We start from the raw sequence: 21725 nt of genomic DNA on the forward strand, positions 1-21725 counted from the left end.
ATACGGGGTGTCGAAAACTGAAAGTTTGCTGAAATTTCGGAAGAAGTGAGGAAAAAGCTAAAGGTTCCTTCGGCGGCTGACGATAATAGATGAGGCGGGTTTACCAAATCGTGGAGAGGAGAAAACGCGAAAGATGAAGCAATTGCGTGTTCGCATGACCAGATTGTTAATGCTTCTGCTTGGATTTGTAGTGGCGACCAGCGCTTTTGGAAGCGTGAGCGTACGGGCGCAGGAACAAATATCGAGCCTGGTGCTGAATAAGAACGAGCTGTCCCTGGAAGTGGGGGCCACCGCGGCCTTAACGGCTACCGCCGTTTACGTTAGCGGCACGACGGAGAACGTTACTGTGAAGACGGAGTGGAATTCAGGAGATCCGGACGTGGCTTCGGTATACGCCGGTTCCGTGACCGCAAAGAAAGAAGGAAAGGCGGTTATCACCTCCACTTATATGGGCAAGACCGTCATTGTCAACGTGGACGTGACGAAGCGGGTCCGTTCTTTAATTAAAGATAAGCAGCTCATCGAGCTTCGGCAGGGACAATCGGAGCAGATCAAATTGACGGCTTATTACGACGACGGAACCTCCGAAGACGTAACGGCCAAATCCGATTGGAACATCGATAACGGTTCGATTGCGACGGTCGTCAATGGCAACGTGACGGGGCAAAGCTCCGGAAGCACGAGTATTACGGCCAAATATAACAATCAGCAGGTAACCGTGCCGGTCTATGTTGAGATCGTGAAACGGGTGGATCCGGAGAAAACGCAAGTCTCCTTGCTGTTGAACGAAACGGAATCCGTCAAGCTGTTCGCTACCTACCCGGACGGTTCGGTAGAGGATGTTTCGGATAAAGCGGACTGGGAGTCGGATGATGAGACGGTGGCCGACGTCATTAAAGGTAAAATCACCGGATACGGCCCGGGCCAAGCGACGATTAAAGCGGCTTACGGGACCAAGTCGACGACGATCAAGGTCGATGTCGATCAAGCCATGAAGATCGCCCTCGATCAGCAGAGCCTGTTCATGAAGAAGAATGCGACGGAGCAGCTGAAGCTGGTGGCGACTTATCCCGACGGGAGCTCGGAAGACATTACGGGCCGGGCGGAGTGGTCTTCGACCGACGAAGACGTCGTCTATGTCATCAAAGGGAAGCTTAGCGCCAATGAATCCGGGGAAGCGACCGTATCCGCGAAGTACGGGAACAAGACGGTGACGACGCGAGTTGATGTCGACGTACCGCGCAGACTGGAGCTGAGCAAGGAAGATCTTGCCTTGAAAACTGGAGAATCCGAGCAAGTCACCTTGCAAGCTACTTATGCGGACGGGACGGAAGAAGACGTCACCGGACAAGCCGAGTGGAAATCCGACAGCGCCGGGACCGCGGATGTTTCGGGAGGGAAAATAACCGCCTATAAAGCCGGTCGGGCGACCATTACGGCGAAGTATGGCGGCAAGAGCGTGTCCCTGGACCTCTCGGTCGATGTGCCGACCAAGCTGGTTCCAAGCGTGAAGGCGGTCAACTTTCAAGCGGGTTCGTCCGAACAGGTGACGCTGAAAGCCGTCTATGCCGACGGACGCGAGGAAGACGTCACGTCCAGGGCGGAATGGTCAACTGCAGCGGCCGACATCGCCGAGGTTAAACGCGGTCTCATTACCGGCGTCGGCACCGGCGCTACGACGATTAAGGCGCAATTCGGGACAAGATCGATTGCGATTCCCGTATCGGTCGGCGTCTTGAAGACGTTAACGGCCGATAAGACGCTGTTGATCTTGAAGAAGCATGAGGCTTACACGATCAAGCTGACGGCAACGTATACGGATGGGACGAGCCTCGACGTTGTGCAGGACGCGCAATGGAGCACCTCGAACGCGAATGCGGCGACGGTCGAACAAGGCGTCATTACGGCTGAGGGCGCAGGCGAAGCCAAGGTTACCGGCAGCTTTGGCGGTAAATCCGTTACGGTGACGGTTCAAGTGGATACGGCTAACAAGCTGACGGCTGCGCCTTCCATGCTCGCTTTCGATTTGGGCGAAACGAAGGTCATTGCGCTGACCGCGACGGACGGAAGCGGAGTGAGCAAGAATGTCACCGCCGAGGCGGAATGGAAGTCCGGCGATGAGAAGGTCGTTCAAGTCGTGAACGGCGTTGTCACGCCGGTATCCCGCGGCAAGACGACCATTACGGCGGCCTTCGGGGGCAAGACGGTGTCGATTCCGGTGGAAATCGGGGTCGTTCAGTCGCTGGAAGTCGACAGGAAGTTCATTTCGACCAAGAAGGGGCAGTCGGTTCAAATTACGTTAACCGCTCTGCTGTCTGACGGCACGAAGAAGGATGTAACCGATCAGGGCGTATGGAGATCCAGCAGTTATAAAATAGTCGATGTAGCGGGCGGATGGGTTACGGCGGTCGATTCGGGAACGGCGACGGTACTTGTTTCGTTCGGGGGCAAAACCGTGAGCATTCCTGTAGAAGTCGACAAGCTTAAATATTTGAAGACGAATGAAGTTGCCGTGGAGATGAAGAAGGGCGAAACGCTGCAAATGAAAGCCGTCGCTACCTTCTTTGACGGAACCGAAGAGGATGTCACGGTCGAAGGGCTCTGGTCTTCCACGAACATTCGAATAGCGGACGTGAAAGACGGTACCATCAAGGCGACGGGCAAAGGAAAAGCGACCGTTACGGTCACCTACGCGAAGAAGAAAACGACAATTGTGGTGAATGTCGTCAACTAAGCAGGAAGAGGATCCGTTTTGTCTAAGCGGATCCTTTTGCCTTGCCATCCAGCAGGCGCTTGATTCCCAGGCCGAAGAAGACGCCGATGAAGGCGAACAGCATAGGCAGCCATACCGGTCCGAGCAGCACGCCCGCAATTCGGAAGTTCGGGGAGTACACCACGCCTACCGTAGCGAAGAAGGCGCAAAAGACGAACGGAAATGTGGCATTCGGCGATTTTCCTCCTCCGGCATGTTTGTACGCGTCCCAAATGCCGAACATGTATACGCAAGGATAAAACATCAGCCACTGATAGTCCGTATGCTCGATTGATAGCTGAATTCGGCCCTGAAAGCTCTCGATGATCGTTGTGTTCAGATTCGCCCCCATATTGATGGCGAACTCAAGCGCGATGAGGATGATACCTTTGAAGTACTGTCCATTTAGAAATTGGCCGAAACCGGGGAAGGCAATACACCAAAATAAAGATTCGAGAGGGATTTTTTTTGGCATAGAGACGCGTCTCGTACTTACAAACGTGCTAAAGCTTTACGGTCAACAGCGCTGGGCGGCTTCTCCAGCCATCGGTTATTCATCATAATCTCGGCTCCATTTTCGGCAAATTTACTAACTTCAAGCATCAGGCGGTAATAATTGGTGTTGATGTCGCGACGCATGCCGACACCTAACGCCAGTCCGTCCATCATCAAAAACATCCGAGTATAAGCGCTTGCGCTTGGCTTCGGTGCGGACGTCCTGTTCCTGAACCCCGCAGGCAGCGGATACCTAGACTCCTTTCTAAATTACCCCAAATAAACTTTCTTATCCCCCGGCGCAGTGTCAGAGCACCTGATTAGGCGGTTGCCCGGTTGAGGAAGATCATGGAACATGATAAAATAGGACGCAATCCTGCGCGGTTCGAAGAGCCTGAATCGGCGTGTGCGGATAAACATTCGTTTGCCGTCGCACAATAACCCGCGCATAACTTTCGGATAAAGGGCGTGAACACATGCTAAAAGAACCGTTACTCGCGCAATTAAACGATCAAATGAACTTCGAGTTTTATTCATCTCAAGTTTACTTGGCCATGGCTGCCTACTGCTCGTCGGAAAGCTTCGACGGGTTTGCGAATTTTTTCATCGTTCAAGCGGAGGAAGAGAAGTTCCACGCAATGAAAATTTTCCATTTTATCAATACGCTCGGCAAACGCGCGTTGGTAACCGGCATGCCTGACGTGCCAAACGAGTACACGTCGATGCTTGATACATTCGAACATGCCTTCGCCCACGAGCAGGAGGTCACGAAGCGCATCTACGCTTTATCGGATTCGGCCTGGAACGACCGCGAGCATGCGACGATCAACTTCCTGAAATGGTTTATCGACGAGCAGGTGGAGGAAGAAGCAACGTTCGATAGCATCATTCAGAAGCTGCGCCGCATCGATAAGGACAGCAACGCGTTCTACATGCTGGACGCCGAACTCGCCCAGCGCACGTTCACACCGCCCGCGGCCGGCGAAGCTTAAACGGTTCAATCAAGAGGCTGTTCCTCCAGCTTTCACTGAGGGGGCAGCCTCTTCGTTTGGCGGCTTGCGTTAGACAAGCCATGACGGCAAGCATCGGCCTCCGTTCTTTCTTTATATTTATCTTGCAAACGATTTCGCGATTGTGATAGATTTTAGTATACATGGAAATAATTGGTCAATTTATATGGGCGTGGGGAGAAACCAACGAATGAAAAAGCTCAGAACCATCCGCAACAAAGTGGTAAAAGCGACCGCAACCGCGGTTATCCTGGCGACGTTGTCGGCGCCTGCCGCTTACGCCGGAGCTGCCGAGGATCGCGGCGTCATCCCGGCCGTCATCGACAAAACGACATCCTCGGTGGTTGCCATCATCGGCAAGCCGACGGACAGCAAGAAGGTATGGCAATCGAGCCGTTACAATCTGGCGCACGGCACCGGGGTAGTCGTTCGAAGCAACGGATATATTTTAACGAATGCGCACGTGGTCAAAGATATGCATAACATAACGGTCGTCACTTCCGACGGCAAGTCCTATACGGGCAAGACGACCCATTACGACGAGGAGAGCGACTTGGCGCTCGTCAAGATCGAAGCGACCGGATTGTCCGCCGCCACGTTTGCCAGCCCGACCGACATTAAGGTCGGCGAGCCGGTCATGGCGATCGGCACGCCGCTGTCCTTCACGCTGCGCAATTCGGTTACGTATGGAATTGTCAGCGGCATGGAGCGTTCCGTGCAATCGAAATATCAGCTCATTCAAACCGATGCGGCGATCAACCCGGGCAACAGCGGCGGGGCGCTCGTCAACCTGAAGGGCGAAGTGATCGGCATTAATACGCTGAAGTACGTAGAGTACGGCGTCGACAGTCTGGGCTTCGCCATCCCGATCGATACGGTGCAGCACGTGCTCGACCACTTCTTTAAATACGGCAAGGTGAAACGTCCGTATCTTGGCGTCGAGCTTGGCGAGAGCTGGGAGGCGGTCGTCGGCATTCCGTCCGGCAACGGGCTGGAAGTGACGTATGTGGAGCCGGATTCACCGGCGGCGAAAGCGGGCGTGAAGCAGGGCGACGTCTTGATGGCGATCGAAGAAGCCAAGACAAGAACGCTTGTGGAATATAATGAGGCATTAAAGAAATTTTTGCCGGAGCAGAAGGTGAAGCTGAAGCTGCAGAACGCCGCCGGGCAGAAGGTCGCCGAATTGACGCTTGGCGAGGACGAGTCCAGCGCGACTTCGCCGGAGCAAGAGGCGGACGGCTCTTATATCGATGCGGACCAAGGCAAGACGCATATCGGCGACAGCCACTACGGCTGGTCAATGAAGTATCCGGCGGGACTGATCAAGGTTGATCAATCCTCCGACGGCGAAAGCGTATCGTTCGCCGATTCCAAGGGAGAGTTCGCGATCAACATCAACATCCAGGAGAAGCAAAGCGTCGATCTGTCGCCTCTTGGCCTGCTGCGCAAGCTGAGTGACAACCAATACGGCAACACCGTACTGGAGAAGCAATATGTCGAGCAGGAGCCGGACAACTATGCGAAATTAATCGGCAAACGCGAGTTCGGCGACCAGTTTTATCAGGTTCGGGCTTATCAGAAGGCTGATAAAATTTTCTACATCACACTGGCTGTCAAGAGCGGGGAACTGTACAACAACAGCTTCAAGCGCAACAGCTATAACGATTTGCTCGATTCGTTCGTGCTTTCGTATGACGCTGACAATGGCGGGCTCAAAGACATCTCCGTCTATCAGACCCAAGACACGGTTACGACGCCGTATGGTCTCATGTTCGACGTACCGGCGGAGTGGAGCGGCAGCGAATGGGGCGGGGGACTGACCTACCGAAGCGAGGACGAGGAGAAATCGTTATCGGTTCAAGTGACGTCAGCCGCTTCCGGCGATACGTTGAAGGCATGGGCTAACCGCGAGGAAAGCCGGTTTACGGATCGATATGTGGCCGACTACCGGAAGGTGAAGGGCGCTGAAGAGACCGAAATCGCCGACGTCGCCGCCATCGAGAACCGCTACTCCTATACGATGGGCGATAAATGGGAGCATATGCACGTCATTTACTTGATCAAAGACAAATACAAGTACGAATTGATAACGACCTACCCGGAGGACGCGAATCAAGAGGAAATGAATGAAGTGATAGCCGATTTGAAGAAATCGATCCATTTCCCGAAAGAAGCGACCAACCCTTCGCTCGGTTTTATCCAAGACGAAGACGATCTGCTCGACCTGAACAGAACATCGACATACACCAACGAAAAATACCGGTACTCCGTGAAAGCGCCGGAAGATTGGACCGGCGGTTACGACGACGAGAGCGGCTCGGATAGGAAGACGTTCCATTTCGAGGGCGGCAGCTTCACGATTACCGCCGACGATTCCAGCGACCTCCAGGACGAGGTGAACAGCTTGGAGCAGGACTACAAGAAAAGCGCCGAAACGGACGCCAACTACAAATACACGGTAACGGATGAGAAGCTGTTTGATACCGATGTGAAGAAATACGCGACGCAATACAAGAGCCGCAACGTGCCTTACACGCAGAACGAGTACGTGTTCGAGAAGCACGGCATTGTGTACACGGTCCGCTTGCGTCTGAATGATGCGGTCAAGACCGACGAACAGTGGAAGCGTCTGAACAATGCTTTTTTCACGATGCACTTCAAGGATAAATAAGCTTGGCATCTCTTTAATCGCACCTCGCTTGCCGGATGTCATCCGTTAAGCGAGGTGCGATTGTTTGATTTGAGGAGTGAAGCGGGCTGTACGGCTTGTACCCGATCGTTGCCCAGCGGCAACGCCGTGCGGCAAAATGACGGCGCTTGACGGAGGGCGGTTATTGTGCCCCTTGACAGACCGTCGGTCGGTATGTATACTGAACTTATTAACAAACCGACCGACGGTCTGTATCTGGGGCGGAAAAGACAAGTTTGTACGGTCAATCGGCGGCGCCCTGCGCGAACTTCACTTTAAAGGAGAGTATAAACCTATGTCCCCACGCTTCAACCCGTTTGCACGGATCAGTATGGCCATTGTCGCCTACTTCGTCTCGATGTTTGCGTTTCTCGGCGTATTGGCCGTTATGGACCAGCTTGAAAGGGTGCGAACGGAATACGCTTTTCTCGCTTCTATGAACGTTCTCGTCGGTCTCTGGCTCACTGCGGCTGTATTCGCCGCATACAAGCTGCTCGACCGCGGCCGGCCGTTCCGGCTCGGCTTCGCCGTACGCCGCAAGGATCTGGCCTTCGCCGCTGCGGCGGTAACGGCGTCGATGACGACCGCCATCGTCTTCGCCTTCGCGGCGGCAAGCCGGGAGCCCGGGCTAGGCACCGTGTTCCGGCTCGAGAAGCTGGGCGACACGGCCTTCCTGGGTGCCGCGGCGTACGGCTTCCTGGGCTGGCTCATCGCCTCCATGCAGGAAGAGGTGCTGAATCGCGGCTACATGTTCGCCAATCTGCACCGGCTGCGCCCGCTCGGGATGCTGCTCGCCGCCTCGTTCCTGTTCGCGCTGACGCATATCCCGACGAAAGGGCTGCACATGTACCCGCTGCTCATCCATTTCATCGGAGGCCTGTGTTACGGCTACGTCTACTTGAAGAGCGGCTCGCTCTGGATATCCTCCGCCGTGCATGCGGCGCATAACTGGGCGCTCGATCTATGGTTCAACGACGATTACGGCGTATCGCTCGTCTCGTTCGCCGTACCGCTGACGGATGGGACTAAGCTGTTGCAGCAAGCGCTGCTCGTGCTTCTCATCCTCGTGCTGACCTACGGGTTTTACGGCCGGAACGGCATCTGGACGCCGGCGGACAACTTGAACGCGCTATGGACGGCGGATCGTCATCGCCCCCACCCTCATCGGGGCGGGATTCGACAAGGTTCAGCGGCATCGGCCGACACGGCATTGTGAAAAACCGACCGTCGGTATATACTGGCTTTATATGTACTTCAGGCAGGAGGTCATTAACGTTATGGTTCAACCCTCGCCCGTAAGCGCGAGCTTTCAGCTCATTTTAGACACCGCTGAACAACTGATCCGGGAGAAAGGCTGCCGGCAAACGACGCTGCAGGACATCATCGACCGCTCCGGACTATCGAAGGGCGCCATCTACCATTACGTCTCCGGCAAAGACGAACTGTTCGGGTTAATTTTGAAATCGCGAATGGAAGAAGTGAACGTGAAGTTTTTCGAAACGGTAGCCGATCAACAGACGGCGAGCGTCAACCGGCCGCTGCAGACGATTGCCGAAGGAATGGCTCGCAGTGCCGAGCATCTGGACGTGTCCAACAAAATTTTCATCTATTTGCTCGGGCAAATGGACAACCCGAAGGTAGCCGGGCTCGTACGCGGCATTTACGAGCATACGTTAGCCACCTCCAGCAGGTGGATCGGCGTCGGTCAGGAGAACGGCGTCATTCCGCCGTCAGTAGATGCGCAGAAAATGGCTATGATGTTCGTCACTTTCTTATATGGCATGCGGGTGCAGAGCGTGATCGATCCGGAGCGCGATGCGCTGGCGCTTGGCGATATTTATCAGATGATGTTCCGTTCGCTTCAATAAAGGGATGGAACGATGAACCCAAAACCCCCTCCATCGTAACGTGAACGATAGAGGGGGTTTTTTTGGCGTTGCGCTATCCCGTCAACAGCGGCTCCGCCGCCAATGTCTTCTTCTCAAAGGGCAGACGAATCGTGAACGTCGTACCTTGACCTACGATGCTGTTCACTTGGATGCGGCCGCCGTGATTTTCGATGATATTGTAGCTGACCGTCAAGCCGAGGCCGGTCCCGTTTTCCTTCGTCGTAAAAAACGGCTCTCCCGGCTTCCGCAGCTTATCCTCCGGAATCCCCGGACCTTCGTCCCGTATCGCAATGGCGACGCCATCCGCGTCAGAATCGATGTCGATGGCGACGCGGCCGTCGACAGGCGTGACTTCGAGCGCATTTTGGATCAGGTTGATGAAGACCTGCTTGATTTGGTTCTCGTCGCAGTATATTTCCGTTTCGGCCGCCCGGCGCTGGAACTCGATCTCGATATTGTTCATGATCGCCCGAGTTTGCAAGAGGGCGACGATCTGCTCAATCGTATCGACCAGATTATATTTGCGGAATTGAACGTTGGGCGGCTTGGCCAACAGGAGCAGCTCGCCTACGATTTGCTCGATCCGGCGCAGCTCCTCTTCCATAATCGACAAGTAGTAATTTTTCTTCCTTACTTTGATCCATGCGCCCTGAACGTCAACGATCGATTTTCCTACGAAATCATAGAAGAAAGCATTTTTGTATAGTTGCAGTTCCTTTTCTGCGGTGGTTGACATGCAGGATCTCCCGACAGTTTTTACTTATATTATCCATAATAGGGATAAAAAGGGGCAAGTGGAATTTGTGGAGGAAGTGCGTCTCAATTTGGCAAGGATCAACAGAAGATGGAAAAACTTGACGATTTTTCATTGTCTTTTCGATCGGGACGGCTATAATGAAAGTAGATCCTAAAGCAGCGAAACAACTCTGAAATCGCAGTCGGCAAGAGCTTGATTCGCGACGAATCGGCGCATGCGCGATGACAGGAAACGACTTTTTGGAGGAACAAACGGATGACCCGACAAAGCAGCATACCTCTTACGAGCAAGTTCCATGTGCAGAACGGTTCGCATATTTTGTACTTTTACAACGATACGGAGAAATATATCAGCAATGCCGTTTCGTTTATTATTATGGGGATCAATCTGGATCAACGGGTTATTATCATCGATACGTCCGACCATTTTGAGAGGATGACAGAGTCGCTGCGGAAAGAAGTGACGGATGAACGTATCCGCCAGTACGTCCATTACATCAATCAAACCGAATTTTATGACATGCACGAGGATTTTCATTTCTCCCGGATCTTGTTGAATTTGAACCAAATTATCGCCCCCTACTTAGAAGATCAGGTCGATATGCGGCTGTGGGGGCAGGTGGGCTGGAAAGAGCAGCCGGACATGCCGGAGAAGATTCATGCTTATGAACATGGCTGTGACATTTCACTGAGCGGGCTTGGGTTTGTGACCGTTTGTGGGTATGATGCTTCGAACGTAAACGCGGCTGTTCTTTTGGAAGCTATGAAAACGCATCCATACTTGATGACCGATGACAAGTTGGTGTTGTCGAGTCTTTATAACCATAAATCGAATCATGCCGTGACTTATCCGGCGCTGGCCGTACAGAAGGAAATGGAATCGGAGATGGATTTGTACAGGCAGAAGCTTGATTTTGTCCATGTTGTCTCCCATGAGGTTCGTAATCCGCTGACGGTTATCAAGGCCTATTCCTCGCTGCTGATGAGCAAGGTTCAGGATCAGGAGGACCGCGACAAGCTGAAGGCGATTCGCGACTACGTTGCGTTGATCGATAATGAAATTTCCCATATCATCAGCACGGAGCAAATGCTGACCACCGACGCGCTTTGGCGGCGCAGGCTGACCGTCCCGAAGGAGCTGCTGCTGGACGTGATGGAGATTATGGAGGTCAAGGCGAGGACGCAAAATATCGCGCTGCACCACGAGATCCGGTTGAATGGGAGGGAGACGCTGCTGAGCAATGCGACGGGCTTTAAACTGATCGTGTCGAACATTATCAGCAATGCGATCAAATACAGCGACGAGGGCAAGCCGGTTGATTTCAAGGCGTATAGGGAGACCGGGCAGCTGGTGCTCGTCACGCAGGATTATGGCGTCGGCATGACGGATAACCAGCTCAGCCGATTGTTTCAAAAGTATGAGAAAACGAACGAGCAGCGAGGCGGACAGGGCATCGGACTGTTCATGGTCAAGCAGCTGGTGGAGCACCACCACGGCGATATTACCGTAGAGAGCCGTCTAGATGAGGGCACGAAGGTGACGGTCCGGCTGCCGATGCAAGGGTAGGCCAAGGTGCTCCGGGGGGCGTCGTTGTCGCGATCCGCTTGCGCAAGCTATTCCCGCCTATAGCTGAACGATGATGCGTAATATCTTTCGTAGCGAGCCTGGACATTACTTAGGCAGTCCGCTTCGCTGCGTAAAGGGCCGGAGACGAACAGACGCCGTATCCGCTTCCAAGGTTCGGTGCAGCACCCAGTATAGCGAGATCGTGATGCAGGCGCCGAACAAGATGTCCGTTGCATAATGCGCGCCCATGACGATGCGGCTCAACGAGGTGCACGACGCCCACACAATGGCGCAGCCCCATGCCGCATAACGCCAATAGGCGCGGACGCCTGCGGCGGCGACATAGCCGGGCAGCAGCAGCATCGTCCAACTGTTGGCGGCATGGGCGGACGGGAAGGAGCGGTTGCCGTTCGGTCCTTGCGGCAAGTACCAGACGGTGAAATTGGAATGATCGGGCAGCAGATCCCGGAAGCGGATGCGGCCCCACCCCCACTTCAACGCATGCACGGCGGCAAGCTCGGCCGCTACGAGCAGCAGCGAGAGCAGGGCGGCCCGTTCGAAGCGGGCAAGATACTCCGCCGACAAGCGGGCGAGCAGTCGCTGCACGAGCAGGGCAGCAGCCGCCACGGCCAGCAGCGAGAGCAGGGCGTGCAGGCCGGTCGGCTTCACATGAAAGGCCCGTTCTGCGGTCATGTGCAAGATGGCGTAGCCGGCCGTCACATTCGCCGCGAGCAGGAGCAGCCGAAGCGTAAACGACAAGCCGTCTTTACGCAGGCGCGAACTAGCGAGCAGGAGGTGAGAACCGGCCCAAGCGAACAGAACGGCCGGATGCTCGCCGTAAACTTCAAAGAACCTGGCCCATTGCGAGCTTGTGTCCGCCAGCATCCGTGATAGATACAGGTCGTTCGGCCCCAGCAGTAAGGCCAGTCCTCCCCATAATGCCAGGAAAGCAAGCGGAAGCGGGGCGCTCCAGGATCGATTTCGATTGAACATGAGGTTATGGTCTCCTCGGGCGGATTTGGCTGGGCAACGATCGGGTATTTGTTATTTAGTATAAACGATGACCTTCGGGTAAAGTAAGTCCTTCTTGTATACGATTACCGGAAACGGTGCATAGTAAAAGTCAGCTGTACACCCGGCAAGCCGGCATCTACATGTACGGAGGTGATACGAATGACTTCGAGCCGAAACCATCAAGGCGCCCACGGCATCGGGCAGACGGAAGAGCAGTTGAACCGGCAAGCGCAGGCGGCAGAAGCGATCCAAGGCAAGAATGAAACGGATCAGAGCATTATCGCGGAAGCGAACCGCAGCGATTCGGAATTGGATGAAATCATCGAAAGCTAACCGGTCTCTCGGTAAGGGCACGGAAGGAAGGACCTTGAACGCAAGGTCCTTTTTGGCTTGGCAGGAACGGGCTTTTTCGGCTGCTTTCGTATACAATGGAAGCATTCCCGGCCGGTACGGCCGGCCAGAAGGAGCCGATGATGTTGGAGCCGCAAGCTCGTTATGTATATACATTCGCTTATCACGAGGACGAGGCCTCGTTATGCGCGCTGGAGCAGCGCGTTTGGTTCGGTGTGCAGGACGCCTCGCTCTGGATTGAAAGCGAACTCGGTTTGGACCCCAGCCGGAGTCCGTTCATGAAGCAGCGCCTCGACGTCATGTTCGAAGGAGCTGCGGTCGAAGAGGTCGCGGAGCGGGCGAGCGGGATCGATCTGAACGGCGATACGTTCAAGGTGATCTATGTGCCCGCAGATGAGCCGGCGGCTTACGAGGAGCGCCGCGCTCTGGAGCGACAGGTCGGGGCCCGGCTGCGCGGGAAGGCGGAGATGCGAACGCCGAAGCGGACGTTCGGCTTAGCCAAGCTGAAGCATCGCTGGGTCTTCGGCGAGCTGTCGGAGAACGCGGCGGTATGGCTGCGCCACAAGGATAGGCCGCGTCCGTACTCGACGGCGCTGAGCACTCGCGTGGCCCGGGCGATCGTGAATATCGCCGTTCCGCAGCCGGCGGGAGTCCGCGCCGTGGATCCGTGCTGCGGCATCGGTACGGTGCTGATCGAGGCGCTGTCGATGGGAATGGACATCGAAGGCTTCGATGTCAATCCGCTGGCGGTGCGGGGCGCACGCGAGAACCTTCGCCATTTCGGCTATCCGGACGTCGTCAAGCTGCGGGATATGCGCGAAGTGGAGGGCGGCTACGATACGGCGATTCTCGACCTGCCGTACAATTTGTGCTCGAAGCTGTCCGAGGACGAGCAGCTTGACCTGCTCCGCAGCGCCCGGCGAATGGCGCAGCGCGTAGTCGTAATCGCTATCGATCCGATCGAGCCGTCGATCCGGCTGGCCGGCTTAACGATTACGGACGGCTGCATCGTCAAGAAAGGCTCGTTCGCCCGCTATGTCACGGTATGCGAGCGATAACTAGTCGTCAGAAAACAGATAAGCCCGGGGATGAGCGCCCGCCCGTCCAAACGAATCCCGACCAAGTCACATATCCTGCACTATCGTGACCAGAGCTGAACGGGAGGGAAGTCTATGTGGATAGAGGTAGTAGCGGGCTGGCTCGCTGCGGGGCTTGCCGCTCTTGCCGTCTTGCTCCGGCTGTTGGAAGCAGGGTCAGACCAAGCGAAGCCATCGCCTGGCGAGATCGAGCTGCGCGGGGGAGACGGCGGCGATTCCGGGCAGGAGCGGCCGATGGCCAGCGGGCAGGAGGCCGACTAAAAGCTGAGCCGGTTCAGCCGGCCTGGCGCTCTAGTGGTGATAGCCGGACAGACCGATGCAGGTCTGTCCGGCTTTGGCATGCGCCTGAAGGAGAGGATGCCATAGCCGCTAGTAAAGGTCGTATAGAGATGCAGGATTTGGAAGGAAGGTCATGTAGAAGGACGGGGGGCCTAATGAGCCCGACGACAGACGAATGAGAACCAAGCAGAGAGAAATGATAAGAAGATCCTCTCATTAACGGGAGGCTCAATGAACAAATCGGAGATGGTTCCTGGACGTTTCAGGAATGTCTCCTCTTTTTTCTTGGGTTCGAAAGGTCTCCCTTGCAAAGATGTTTAAGCGTAGTTATTGATGTTTAGTTTTCGTTATTTCGGATCAGAAGGCGATCAGGTATGCTGAATCTTGTAAGAAAGCCTTTTCAAAACAGAGATGAAATAGGAGGTCTATTCATGAGAAAATCTTGGAGTCGTTGGATGGGCGTTAGCGCGTCCGTACTTGTAGCGGCAAGCTTGGCAGCAGGCTGCGGACAGCAGCAAGCAAGCGAAGCGCCAGAAGCTGCCAAGCCGGCCGCCAAACCTTTTGAAGGTAAAAATATTACACTGGTTACCGCGAACCATCCTTGGAACGATGCGATTAAGCCGCTCATTCCGGAGTTTGAAGCCGCAACCGGGATGAAAGTTAATGTACAGAGCTTCTTCGAAGACCAATTGACGCAAAAGCTGACCGTTCAGTTTACTTCCGGATCGGCTACCCCGGATGTGTTCATGTACCGTCCGCTTCAGGAAGGCAAGCTGTTCTATAAGAACGGCTGGGTTTCTCCGCTGGATGAATACCCGCAGAAGGATGCCAGTTATGATTTTGCCGATTTCTCCAAATCGGCCGTCGGCAGTGTGACGGTGGACGGGAAGCTGGCGGGTATTCCGATCATTACGGAGCAAGAGATTTTGTATTACCGCAAGGATCTGCTGCAAAAAGCGGGAATCGCCGTGCCGAAAACGATTGATGAGCTGGTGGCGGCCGTGAAGCAGCTGCACGATCCGAAGAACGAAATGTACGGCTTCGTTGCCCGCGGACAGCGCTCGCCGCTCGTCACGCAAGTGTCTTCCTTCCTGTACTCGGAAGGTGCGGACTTCTCGCAAGGGGACAAAGCGACGATCAATACGCCGGAAGCCATTAAGGCATTCACGACTTACGGAACGCTGCTTAAGGATTACGGTCCTCCGGGCGTACTGAATATGTCTTGGCCGCAAGCCTTCGGTATATTCGCACAAGGTAAAGTGGCGTTCCTCACGGATGCGAACTCGCTTTACAAGAACCTCACGGACGCGGAGAAATCGAAAGTGGCCGATCAAGTAGGCTTCGCGGTATTCCCGGGCGGCAAAGCCGGTTCCAAGCCGTATAACATCACTTCCTGGGGACTGGCAATGAATTCGAAGTCGGCTAACAAGGATGCCGCATGGGAGTTCATGAAATGGGCGACCAGCAAGGAAATCGTGTTGAAAACGCAGCAAAAAGGCAACCCTGGCGCACGCGCATCCGTTTGGGATAACCCTGAAGGCACGACCGGATTCCCGGCGGAACTGGTTACGGTCATCAAGGAAAGCGTGAAGGGCGGCGTAGACCATGACCGTCCGACGGTCATCAGCGTAGGAGAAGCCCGCGACGCTGTAGGTGAAATCGTACAGCGGGTTATGGCTGGCGAGACCAACCTTCAGGATACTGCGGATAAAGCAAACGCGGCGCTGCAAGCGATTATGGATAAAGACAAAAGCAAGTAATTTCCGCTCGGCTGTACATGAAGGGGGCCTCTATTGGCCCTCTTGATGTTACCGGCCATTGTGCAACAAAACGAAGGAAGGGTGGATTTTCATTATGCAGTACAGCTGGTTTGATCGACACTTGAAATGGATTTACACGCTTCCGGCCGTGTTGTTCGTCCTGCTTATGATGTTGTTCCCCATTATCTATACGGTGCGGATCAGCTTCTTCGAATGGAGCATGTCCGCTACGACGCCTCCGAAATGGGTCGGACTGGCCAATTATTACGCCTTGCTTCAGGATGAACGCTTCTGGCATGCCGTTGGCTCGACATTTTATTTTACCTTGGTGGCACTTGCTGCCGAAGTTATTCTCGGCGTTGCTATTGCTATGCTGCTTTCCCGCAATTTCATTGGTAAAAATCTGGTAAAAACCGTATTCCTGCTGCCTATGGTTGCGACGCCGGTCGCGATGGGTTTGGTTTGGATGCTGATCTACGAGCCGACGATCGGCGTCGCCAATATGATGCTGAAATCGCTTGGCTTCGAGCCTCTGCTGTGGCTCGCTTCACCGAGCCAGGTCATCCCTTCCCTCATTATCATCGACGTATGGGAGTGGACGCCGATGATCGCGCTGATCGTGATGGCGGGGATCGCGACACTGCCGAGCGATCCGTATGAAGCGGCAGATGTGGACGGAGCCAGCGCCTGGAGGAAATTCGTCTCCATTACGCTGCCGCTGCTGCGGCCGACGATCTTGGTTGCCACGATGCTGCGCTTGATCGATGTGCTGAAAACGTTCGATATTATCTACGCAACGACGCAGGGGGGACCTAACTTTGCCTCCGAAACGCTGAACCTGTACGGCTACGTACTGGGCTTCCAGTACTTTAAGCTGGGTATGGCTTCCGCGCTGCTTGTCCTGTTCTTCCTGCTGGTGATGGGCTTGACGTTATTGATGATCTGGATGCGTAAACGATTGGAGGGAGCGAAATGAGGAAAAAACGGCGGTTGGGAGTGAACCTGCTTCTCTCGGCATTAACGTTTCTTGTATTGGTCGTGTTTGCCTTCCCGTTTCTGTGGATGCTGCTCGCCTCCTTCAAGACGCAGGCCCAGATAATGTCCAGCGATCATTTTTTTGCATTCACGGCGAGCGCTAAGAACTATGCCAGCGTGTTTAAGGAATATGACTTCTTGAAGTTTATCGTCAACAGCTTAATCGTGGCGCTCGGGTCCACGCTGCTCTCGCTGCTTCTCGGCTTGCCCGCGGCTTATGCGATTGCCAGACATCATCTGCATAAATTGGGGATGGTGATCCTGGTGGCGAGAATTATTCCGGGTATCACGTTCCTCATTCCGTGGTTTATTTTGTTCTCCAGCATCGGCATGGTCGATAGCTACACAGCGCTTATTTTGAGCCATATGCTGGTCGGCTTGCCTTTCATTATCTGGATTATGATTTCGTTCTTTGAAGCGCTCCCTACGGAAATTGAGGAAGCGGGCTTGATCGACGGATGTACGCACCACCAAGTATTTATGCGCATTATTTTACCGATCTCCGGCGCCGGCGTCATTACTTCGTCGCTGCTGTCGTTCATTTTCTCGTGGAATAACTTTATGTTCTCGATCATTCTGGCGGGCGACAAAACGAAGACGCTGCCGATTGCGGTATTTAACTTTATGTCCTATTCGGAAATCAACTGGGGCGCTCTCATGGCGGCCGCCTGCATCATCACGCTGCCTGTGCTGATTATCGCACTGCTCGCGCAGCGCTACATCGTAAGCGGTATGGCTGCCGGCGCAGTTAAGGGATAAAAGCCCTGGAAAGGCTTAAGGAGACGGGTCCATGAGAGTGTTTGTCGGTTTAGATATAGGCACAACAAGTACGAAGGCGGTTGCTTTCGGAGTGGACGGCGCCGTGGCGAGCGTCCACTCCGTTCCCTACCCGCTTATATGCGAAAGTCCGGGCTATGCGGAACAGGATCCCGGGCTCATCGTGGAGGCGGCAGCCGAAGCCGTCAGCCGTGTGACGGCGGACGTGCGCCTGTCTCATGGGGAGGTGGCGGCCGTATCTCTAAGCTCCGCGATGCACTCGCTGCTGGTCGTGGACGATTCGGGGCGTCCGCTTACCCGGCTCATGACCTGGGCCGACAATCGGAGCGCAGAGCAAGCGAAACGGATCGCCGCTTCAGGCGGGCTGGATATTTACAAGCGCACCGGTACTCCGATTCACGCGATGTCGCCGCTCTCCAAGCTGTTCTGGTTGAGGGAAAACCGGCCCGACCTTTACGAAAAAGCTGGCAAATTCGTTTCCATCAAGGAATATTTGCTGTACCGCCTGTTTGGACAGTTTGTCATCGATCATTCCTTGGCCTCTGCCACAGGACTTTACCGTCTCGGGGAAAGGGATTGGGACAAGGAGCTGCTTCGCGATGCAGGCATCCGCCGGGATCAGCTTTCGGAGCTGCATCCGGTTACCTGCGTGATGACCGGACTGAATCCGGGCTACGCCAAGCGTATGGGTCTGTCCACGGATGTGCCGTTCGTGCTGGGAGCCAGTGACGGTGTGCTCGCGAATCTTGGAGTAGGGGCTATCGATCCGGGGGATTTGGCCGTGACGGTCGGAACAAGCGGTGCCGTACGAACCGTGGTCGACCGGCCGTTAACGAGCGATCGGCAGCAAACGTTCTGTTATGTGTTTGACGACCGCCATTGGGTGATTGGCGGAGGCACGAACAACGGCGGAATCGTTCTGGATTGGGTACAAACGGTGCTTCATTCGATACAGGCGCCGGACTCGGGGAAGTCTTCGCTCGAAGGGATGCTGCGCCAAGCGGAGAGGATTCCTCCTGGAGCCGAAGGGCTGCTCTTTCTTCCGTATTTATCCGGAGAACGCGCGCCGATCTGGAACCCGAATGCGCGCGGCGTATTCCTTGGCTTAAACTTGACCCATTCGGCCCCGCATCTGGCGCGGTCGGCGATGGAAGGGATGATGATGAGCCTCCTGTCGGTCGCTCTAGCGATGCATGATTTAACGGGCTTGAAGAACAAGGTGCTCGCCTCGGGCGGCTTCGCCCGCTCGCCGTTCCTGCTCCAGCTGCTTTCCGACGTATTCGGCTGTGAGGTGGAGGTTCCGGCTTGTGCGGAAGCTTCAGCCTACGGAGCCGCTTTTCTTGGAATGATGGCTTTAGGGGAATACGGCGATATCCGCGACATCAAGTCCACGATTAATATGCGCGAAACGTATGTCCCGTGCTTGAAGCATCATCAAGTGTATACGGAACTGTATCGAATCTATGAACAAGCCTACGCCGGTCTGGGCGAAACGTTCGAGGCGATCACCGCCTTGCAGCATTCGCTTCGGGGCGCAGGATAAGGAGTGGGAAGGCAGACATGAAAGTCGGGCTGATTGGGCTTGGCAAGATGGGAAGCAACCTGGCGATGCAGCTGCTGGATAAAGGGCATCAGGTAGTCGGCTATGATCGCGACGCTTCGAACGCCGGCAAGCTGTTCGGGCATGCCGGGCTTGCGGTGGATTCGTTAGAGCAGCTGGTTTCTGCTTTAACGCCGCCGCGGCTCGTTTGGGTGATGGTGCCGCCGGGCGATCCGGTCAACGCCACGGTAACCCGGTTAACGGAGCTGCTTAGCGAGGGAGATACAATCGTCGATGGCGGCAATTCGCATTACAAAGACTCGATGCGGCTTGCTGAATTTTGTTGCGGGAAGGGCGTCCGTTTCCTGGATGCAGGGACCTCCGGGGGTATGGAAGGAGCTCGTCATGGCGCCTGCGTGATGGTTGGAGGCGACCGGCAGGCCTTTGAGGCGATAGAGCCATTGCTGGCCGATGTGTGCGTCCCGCATGGTTACCTGTATGCGGGGGCAAGCGGCAGCGGACATTTTCTAAAGATGGTGCATAACGGCATTGAGTATGGGATGATGCAGGCGATAGCCGAAGGGTTCGAGGTCTTGCACAAAAGCAGCTTTGATTTGAACCTGGCGGAAGTGGCGGGGCTCTGGTCGCATGGCTCGGTCATTCGGGGCTGGCTCATGGAATTGACGGCAAGAGCTTTGGACAAGGACGCCAAATTGGATCAAATCCAAGGGATTATGCATTCCTCGGGCGAAGGGAAATGGACCGTGGAGACGGCGCTGGAGCTTCAAGCCAGCACCCCGGTCATTGCTTTATCTTTGTTGATGCGATATCGTTCCTTGGAGACGGATGCTTTTCACGGCAAGGTCGTGGCTGCACTCCGCAATGAATTCGGCGGTCACGAGGTCGTTAAGCAGTAGAGTCGGAAGTGGCTAAGTTACTCCGCAGGAGGGGATCAGATGCCTTACAAATTGAATATTTTCAGCAAGATCCTGCTCCTGATCGCGCTGTTGCTTATTCCGATCCTGGTGCTTTACGGCATTTCCAACCGAACCGCAAACCGTGTCGTACAGGAACAAATCGAGTCTACGAATGTGAATCAGCTTTCATTTTTCCTGCATCAGCTTGATTCGCAAATTTCCAACCTGTCCATGTTCCCCGTCATTATGGGCAACGATCCCTACATTCGTGAATTTATCGATATGCAGGGAGCCCCGATCATGGACGTTCTGAAGGCGCAATCCCGCATTACGGCGAAGCTTGGCCTGCAAAGCGTGTCAAGCGGCTGGTATAACGATTTAACGATACTCCTTCCGGCTAATCAACAAACGGTTTCTTCGAGTATCTTTCTCGGAGGGGGCGACCGTTTGCAATGGAACCGGCCGATTCTTAAGCAATGGACTTATGTTGAGGACCGCCCGGGAGATCAGGCAACCGCCATGTTCGTCCGGGAGGTTAGCGAGCCGGCCAGAGCGGGGCGGATTGAAGAAGCGGGGGCCGTGTATCAAGTCCGCTTCACCATTCGGAACATCACCGATATGCTCGATGTGTACAAGCTGGATAAGCATAGCGATCCGTTTCTCTTTCATCCGGCCTATCAAACGATATGGAACAGCGGCTCGAACAGGTCTCTTTCGGAGACGATCCGTACACGGTTAGGCGAGGCTCCCATGAACGCCGTCGGTCAAGTCAGACAAGAGATCGATGGGCAGGAGTACCTGGTCAGTTATGTGCAATCCGAGCAGATCGGCTGGTATCTGGTCGACTACGTGCCGGTTCAGCAGATGCTGGCACCGATTACGCAAACGAGCCGGTTGTTTTATGTATCCGTCGGGCTTCTTCTGGTGATGAGTGTGCTGGCCGTCTTCCTGCTATACCGGAATGTGCAGATTCCGATCGTCCAGATGATTCGCAGCATGCAGCGCATGAAGCGGGGCGATTTAGCGGCAAGGATCGAGTACCGGTCCAAGAATGAATTCGATTATTTAATCCAGCGGTTCAATGAAATGGCGGAGCGGATCCAGCTGCTGGTGGAGGATGTGTACGTCGAGAAGATCCGGTCCAGGGAGGCGTCGCTGAAGCAGCTGCAATCGCAGATTAATCCGCATTTTCTCTATAATTCTTTATTTTTTATTATCAATTCGGCCGTCATGGAAGACCGCGATTCGGTTGTGAGGATGGCCCAAAATTTGGCAGACTATTGCCGCTACGCCACACGCGTGGAGAACCAGTCGGTCAAGCTCAGGGATGAGCTCGAATTGGTTAAGCATTATTTGAACATCCAAAATTTACGCATGCAGCGCCTCGACTATCATATCGAGGTTCCTGAGGAGATGTGGGATGAAGCCGTCCCGAGGCTGATTCTGCAGCCGCTCGTTGAGAATGCGATTGTCCACGGCATCGAGCATCGCATGGGCGGCGGGCGAATCACGATCACCGGCGAACAGGATGAGCTGCGCAATTATGTCGTGATTGAAGATAACGGAGCGGGCTTGACCGACCGGCAGCTGCAGCATCTTCACGCGCAGCTGCAGAAGCCGATGAGCGAGGACATCGGCTGCGGGACCTGGAATGTGCACCACCGGCTGTTTTATAAGTTCGGAGCGGGCTCCGGTTTGACGTTCCAGCACGGGACGGGCTGCGGGCTGCGAGTTACGGTTACTTGGAACAGGCAAGGCGCTTTGCCTGAAACGGCTCCGGTCTCTGAAGGAGGGTAA

At 54.8% G+C, this 21725-nt stretch carries 19 protein-coding genes; 15 read left to right on the top strand and 4 right to left on the bottom strand.

Going from position 1 to position 21725, the window contains the following annotated elements:
* Nucleotides 1–133 precede the first annotated feature (133 nt).
* Nucleotides 134–2734: an Ig-like domain-containing protein gene (locus tag FKP33_RS07555; RefSeq protein WP_236595752.1), complete on the top strand. Its 2601-nt coding sequence runs from the start codon at nucleotides 134–136 to the stop codon at nucleotides 2732–2734.
* A gap of 22 nt (nucleotides 2735–2756) precedes the next feature.
* Here the strand turns inward: FKP33_RS07555 and FKP33_RS07560 are convergent, their stop codons facing one another.
* Together FKP33_RS07560 and FKP33_RS07565 are read right to left on the bottom strand one after the other, a co-directional pair.
* Nucleotides 2757–3227, bottom strand: a complete 471-nt coding sequence (locus FKP33_RS07560) for a hypothetical protein (protein WP_054797654.1) — start codon at nucleotides 3225–3227, stop codon at nucleotides 2757–2759.
* 17 nt (nucleotides 3228–3244) lie between these two features.
* Entirely contained in the window at nucleotides 3245–3430 is a 186-nt protein-coding gene (locus FKP33_RS07565; protein WP_054800043.1) for a DUF3231 family protein, read from the bottom strand.
* Nucleotides 3431–3723: 293 nt separating this feature from the next.
* Here FKP33_RS07565 and FKP33_RS07570 point away from each other — a divergent pair, with 293 nt between their 5' ends.
* From FKP33_RS07570 to FKP33_RS07585, 4 genes are all read left to right on the top strand, one after another.
* On the top strand, nucleotides 3724–4239 hold the full coding sequence (locus FKP33_RS07570; RefSeq protein ID WP_127608616.1) for a ferritin: 516 nt from the start codon (nucleotides 3724–3726) through the stop codon (nucleotides 4237–4239).
* A gap of 208 nt (nucleotides 4240–4447) precedes the next feature.
* Nucleotides 4448–6928 (top strand): S1C family serine protease, encoded by a 2481-nt coding sequence (locus FKP33_RS07575; RefSeq protein WP_141334403.1) that lies wholly within the window; start codon nucleotides 4448–4450, stop codon nucleotides 6926–6928.
* Nucleotides 6929–7241: 313 nt separating this feature from the next.
* A complete protein-coding gene (locus FKP33_RS07580) occupies nucleotides 7242–8162 on the top strand; it encodes a CPBP family intramembrane glutamic endopeptidase (protein ID WP_181410073.1) in 921 nt (306 codons plus the stop codon).
* 61 nt (nucleotides 8163–8223) lie between these two features.
* Entirely contained in the window at nucleotides 8224–8814 is a 591-nt protein-coding gene (locus FKP33_RS07585) for a TetR/AcrR family transcriptional regulator (RefSeq protein WP_054797656.1), read from the top strand.
* A gap of 73 nt (nucleotides 8815–8887) precedes the next feature.
* On the opposite strand, the gene FKP33_RS07590 is transcribed toward FKP33_RS07585, so the two are convergent.
* Entirely contained in the window at nucleotides 8888–9571 is a 684-nt protein-coding gene (locus FKP33_RS07590) for an ATP-binding protein (protein ID WP_141334405.1), read from the bottom strand.
* 276 nt (nucleotides 9572–9847) lie between these two features.
* Here FKP33_RS07590 and FKP33_RS07595 point away from each other — a divergent pair, with 276 nt between their 5' ends.
* Nucleotides 9848–11158: an MEDS domain-containing protein gene (locus tag FKP33_RS07595; RefSeq protein WP_141334406.1), complete on the top strand. Its 1311-nt coding sequence runs from the start codon at nucleotides 9848–9850 to the stop codon at nucleotides 11156–11158.
* 105 nt (nucleotides 11159–11263) lie between these two features.
* Here the strand turns inward: FKP33_RS07595 and FKP33_RS07600 are convergent, their stop codons facing one another.
* Nucleotides 11264–12151 (bottom strand): phosphatase PAP2 family protein, encoded by an 888-nt coding sequence (locus FKP33_RS07600; RefSeq protein WP_141334407.1) that lies wholly within the window; start codon nucleotides 12149–12151, stop codon nucleotides 11264–11266.
* Between the two features lie 180 nt (nucleotides 12152–12331).
* Here FKP33_RS07600 and FKP33_RS27030 point away from each other — a divergent pair, with 180 nt between their 5' ends.
* The 9 genes from FKP33_RS27030 to FKP33_RS07640 all read left to right on the top strand — a co-directional run bounded on the left by FKP33_RS27030 (nucleotide 12332) and on the right by FKP33_RS07640 (nucleotide 21725).
* A complete protein-coding gene (locus FKP33_RS27030; RefSeq protein ID WP_164751869.1) occupies nucleotides 12332–12505 on the top strand; it encodes a hypothetical protein in 174 nt (57 codons plus the stop codon).
* A 95-nt stretch (nucleotides 12506–12600) separates the two neighbouring features.
* Nucleotides 12601–13581: a TRM11 family SAM-dependent methyltransferase gene (locus FKP33_RS07605; RefSeq protein WP_258313404.1), complete on the top strand. Its 981-nt coding sequence runs from the start codon at nucleotides 12601–12603 to the stop codon at nucleotides 13579–13581.
* A 114-nt stretch (nucleotides 13582–13695) separates the two neighbouring features.
* Entirely contained in the window at nucleotides 13696–13881 is a 186-nt protein-coding gene (locus tag FKP33_RS07610) for a hypothetical protein (RefSeq protein ID WP_054797660.1), read from the top strand.
* A gap of 449 nt (nucleotides 13882–14330) precedes the next feature.
* Nucleotides 14331–15659, top strand: coding sequence for an ABC transporter substrate-binding protein (locus FKP33_RS07615; protein ID WP_127608608.1), 1329 nt, complete (start codon nucleotides 14331–14333; stop codon nucleotides 15657–15659).
* A 94-nt stretch (nucleotides 15660–15753) separates the two neighbouring features.
* Nucleotides 15754–16635: a carbohydrate ABC transporter permease gene (locus FKP33_RS07620; protein ID WP_054797680.1), complete on the top strand. Its 882-nt coding sequence runs from the start codon at nucleotides 15754–15756 to the stop codon at nucleotides 16633–16635.
* Nucleotides 16632–17453 (top strand): carbohydrate ABC transporter permease, encoded by an 822-nt coding sequence (locus FKP33_RS07625; RefSeq protein WP_127608607.1) that lies wholly within the window; start codon nucleotides 16632–16634, stop codon nucleotides 17451–17453. Before FKP33_RS07620 ends, FKP33_RS07625 begins: the two co-directional genes overlap by 4 nt.
* A 31-nt stretch (nucleotides 17454–17484) precedes the next feature.
* The gene (locus FKP33_RS07630) at nucleotides 17485–19014 is read left to right on the top strand and encodes a gluconokinase (protein ID WP_141334408.1); all 1530 of its coding nucleotides are present in this window, start codon (nucleotides 17485–17487) and stop codon (nucleotides 19012–19014) included.
* A 17-nt stretch (nucleotides 19015–19031) separates the two neighbouring features.
* Nucleotides 19032–19928 carry a phosphogluconate dehydrogenase (NAD(+)-dependent, decarboxylating) gene (gene gnd, locus FKP33_RS07635; RefSeq protein ID WP_127608605.1) on the top strand — a complete coding sequence of 299 codons (897 nt, stop codon included), beginning with the start codon at nucleotides 19032–19034 and terminating at the stop codon, nucleotides 19926–19928.
* Between the two features lie 39 nt (nucleotides 19929–19967).
* Complete coding sequence (locus FKP33_RS07640; protein ID WP_141334409.1) at nucleotides 19968–21725, top strand: sensor histidine kinase; 1758 nt, start codon at nucleotides 19968–19970, stop codon at nucleotides 21723–21725.

The organism is Paenibacillus sp. tmac-D7, assembly GCF_006519665.1.
GTDB classification, from domain to species: Bacteria; Bacillota; Bacilli; order Paenibacillales; family NBRC-103111; genus Paenibacillus_G; species Paenibacillus_G validus.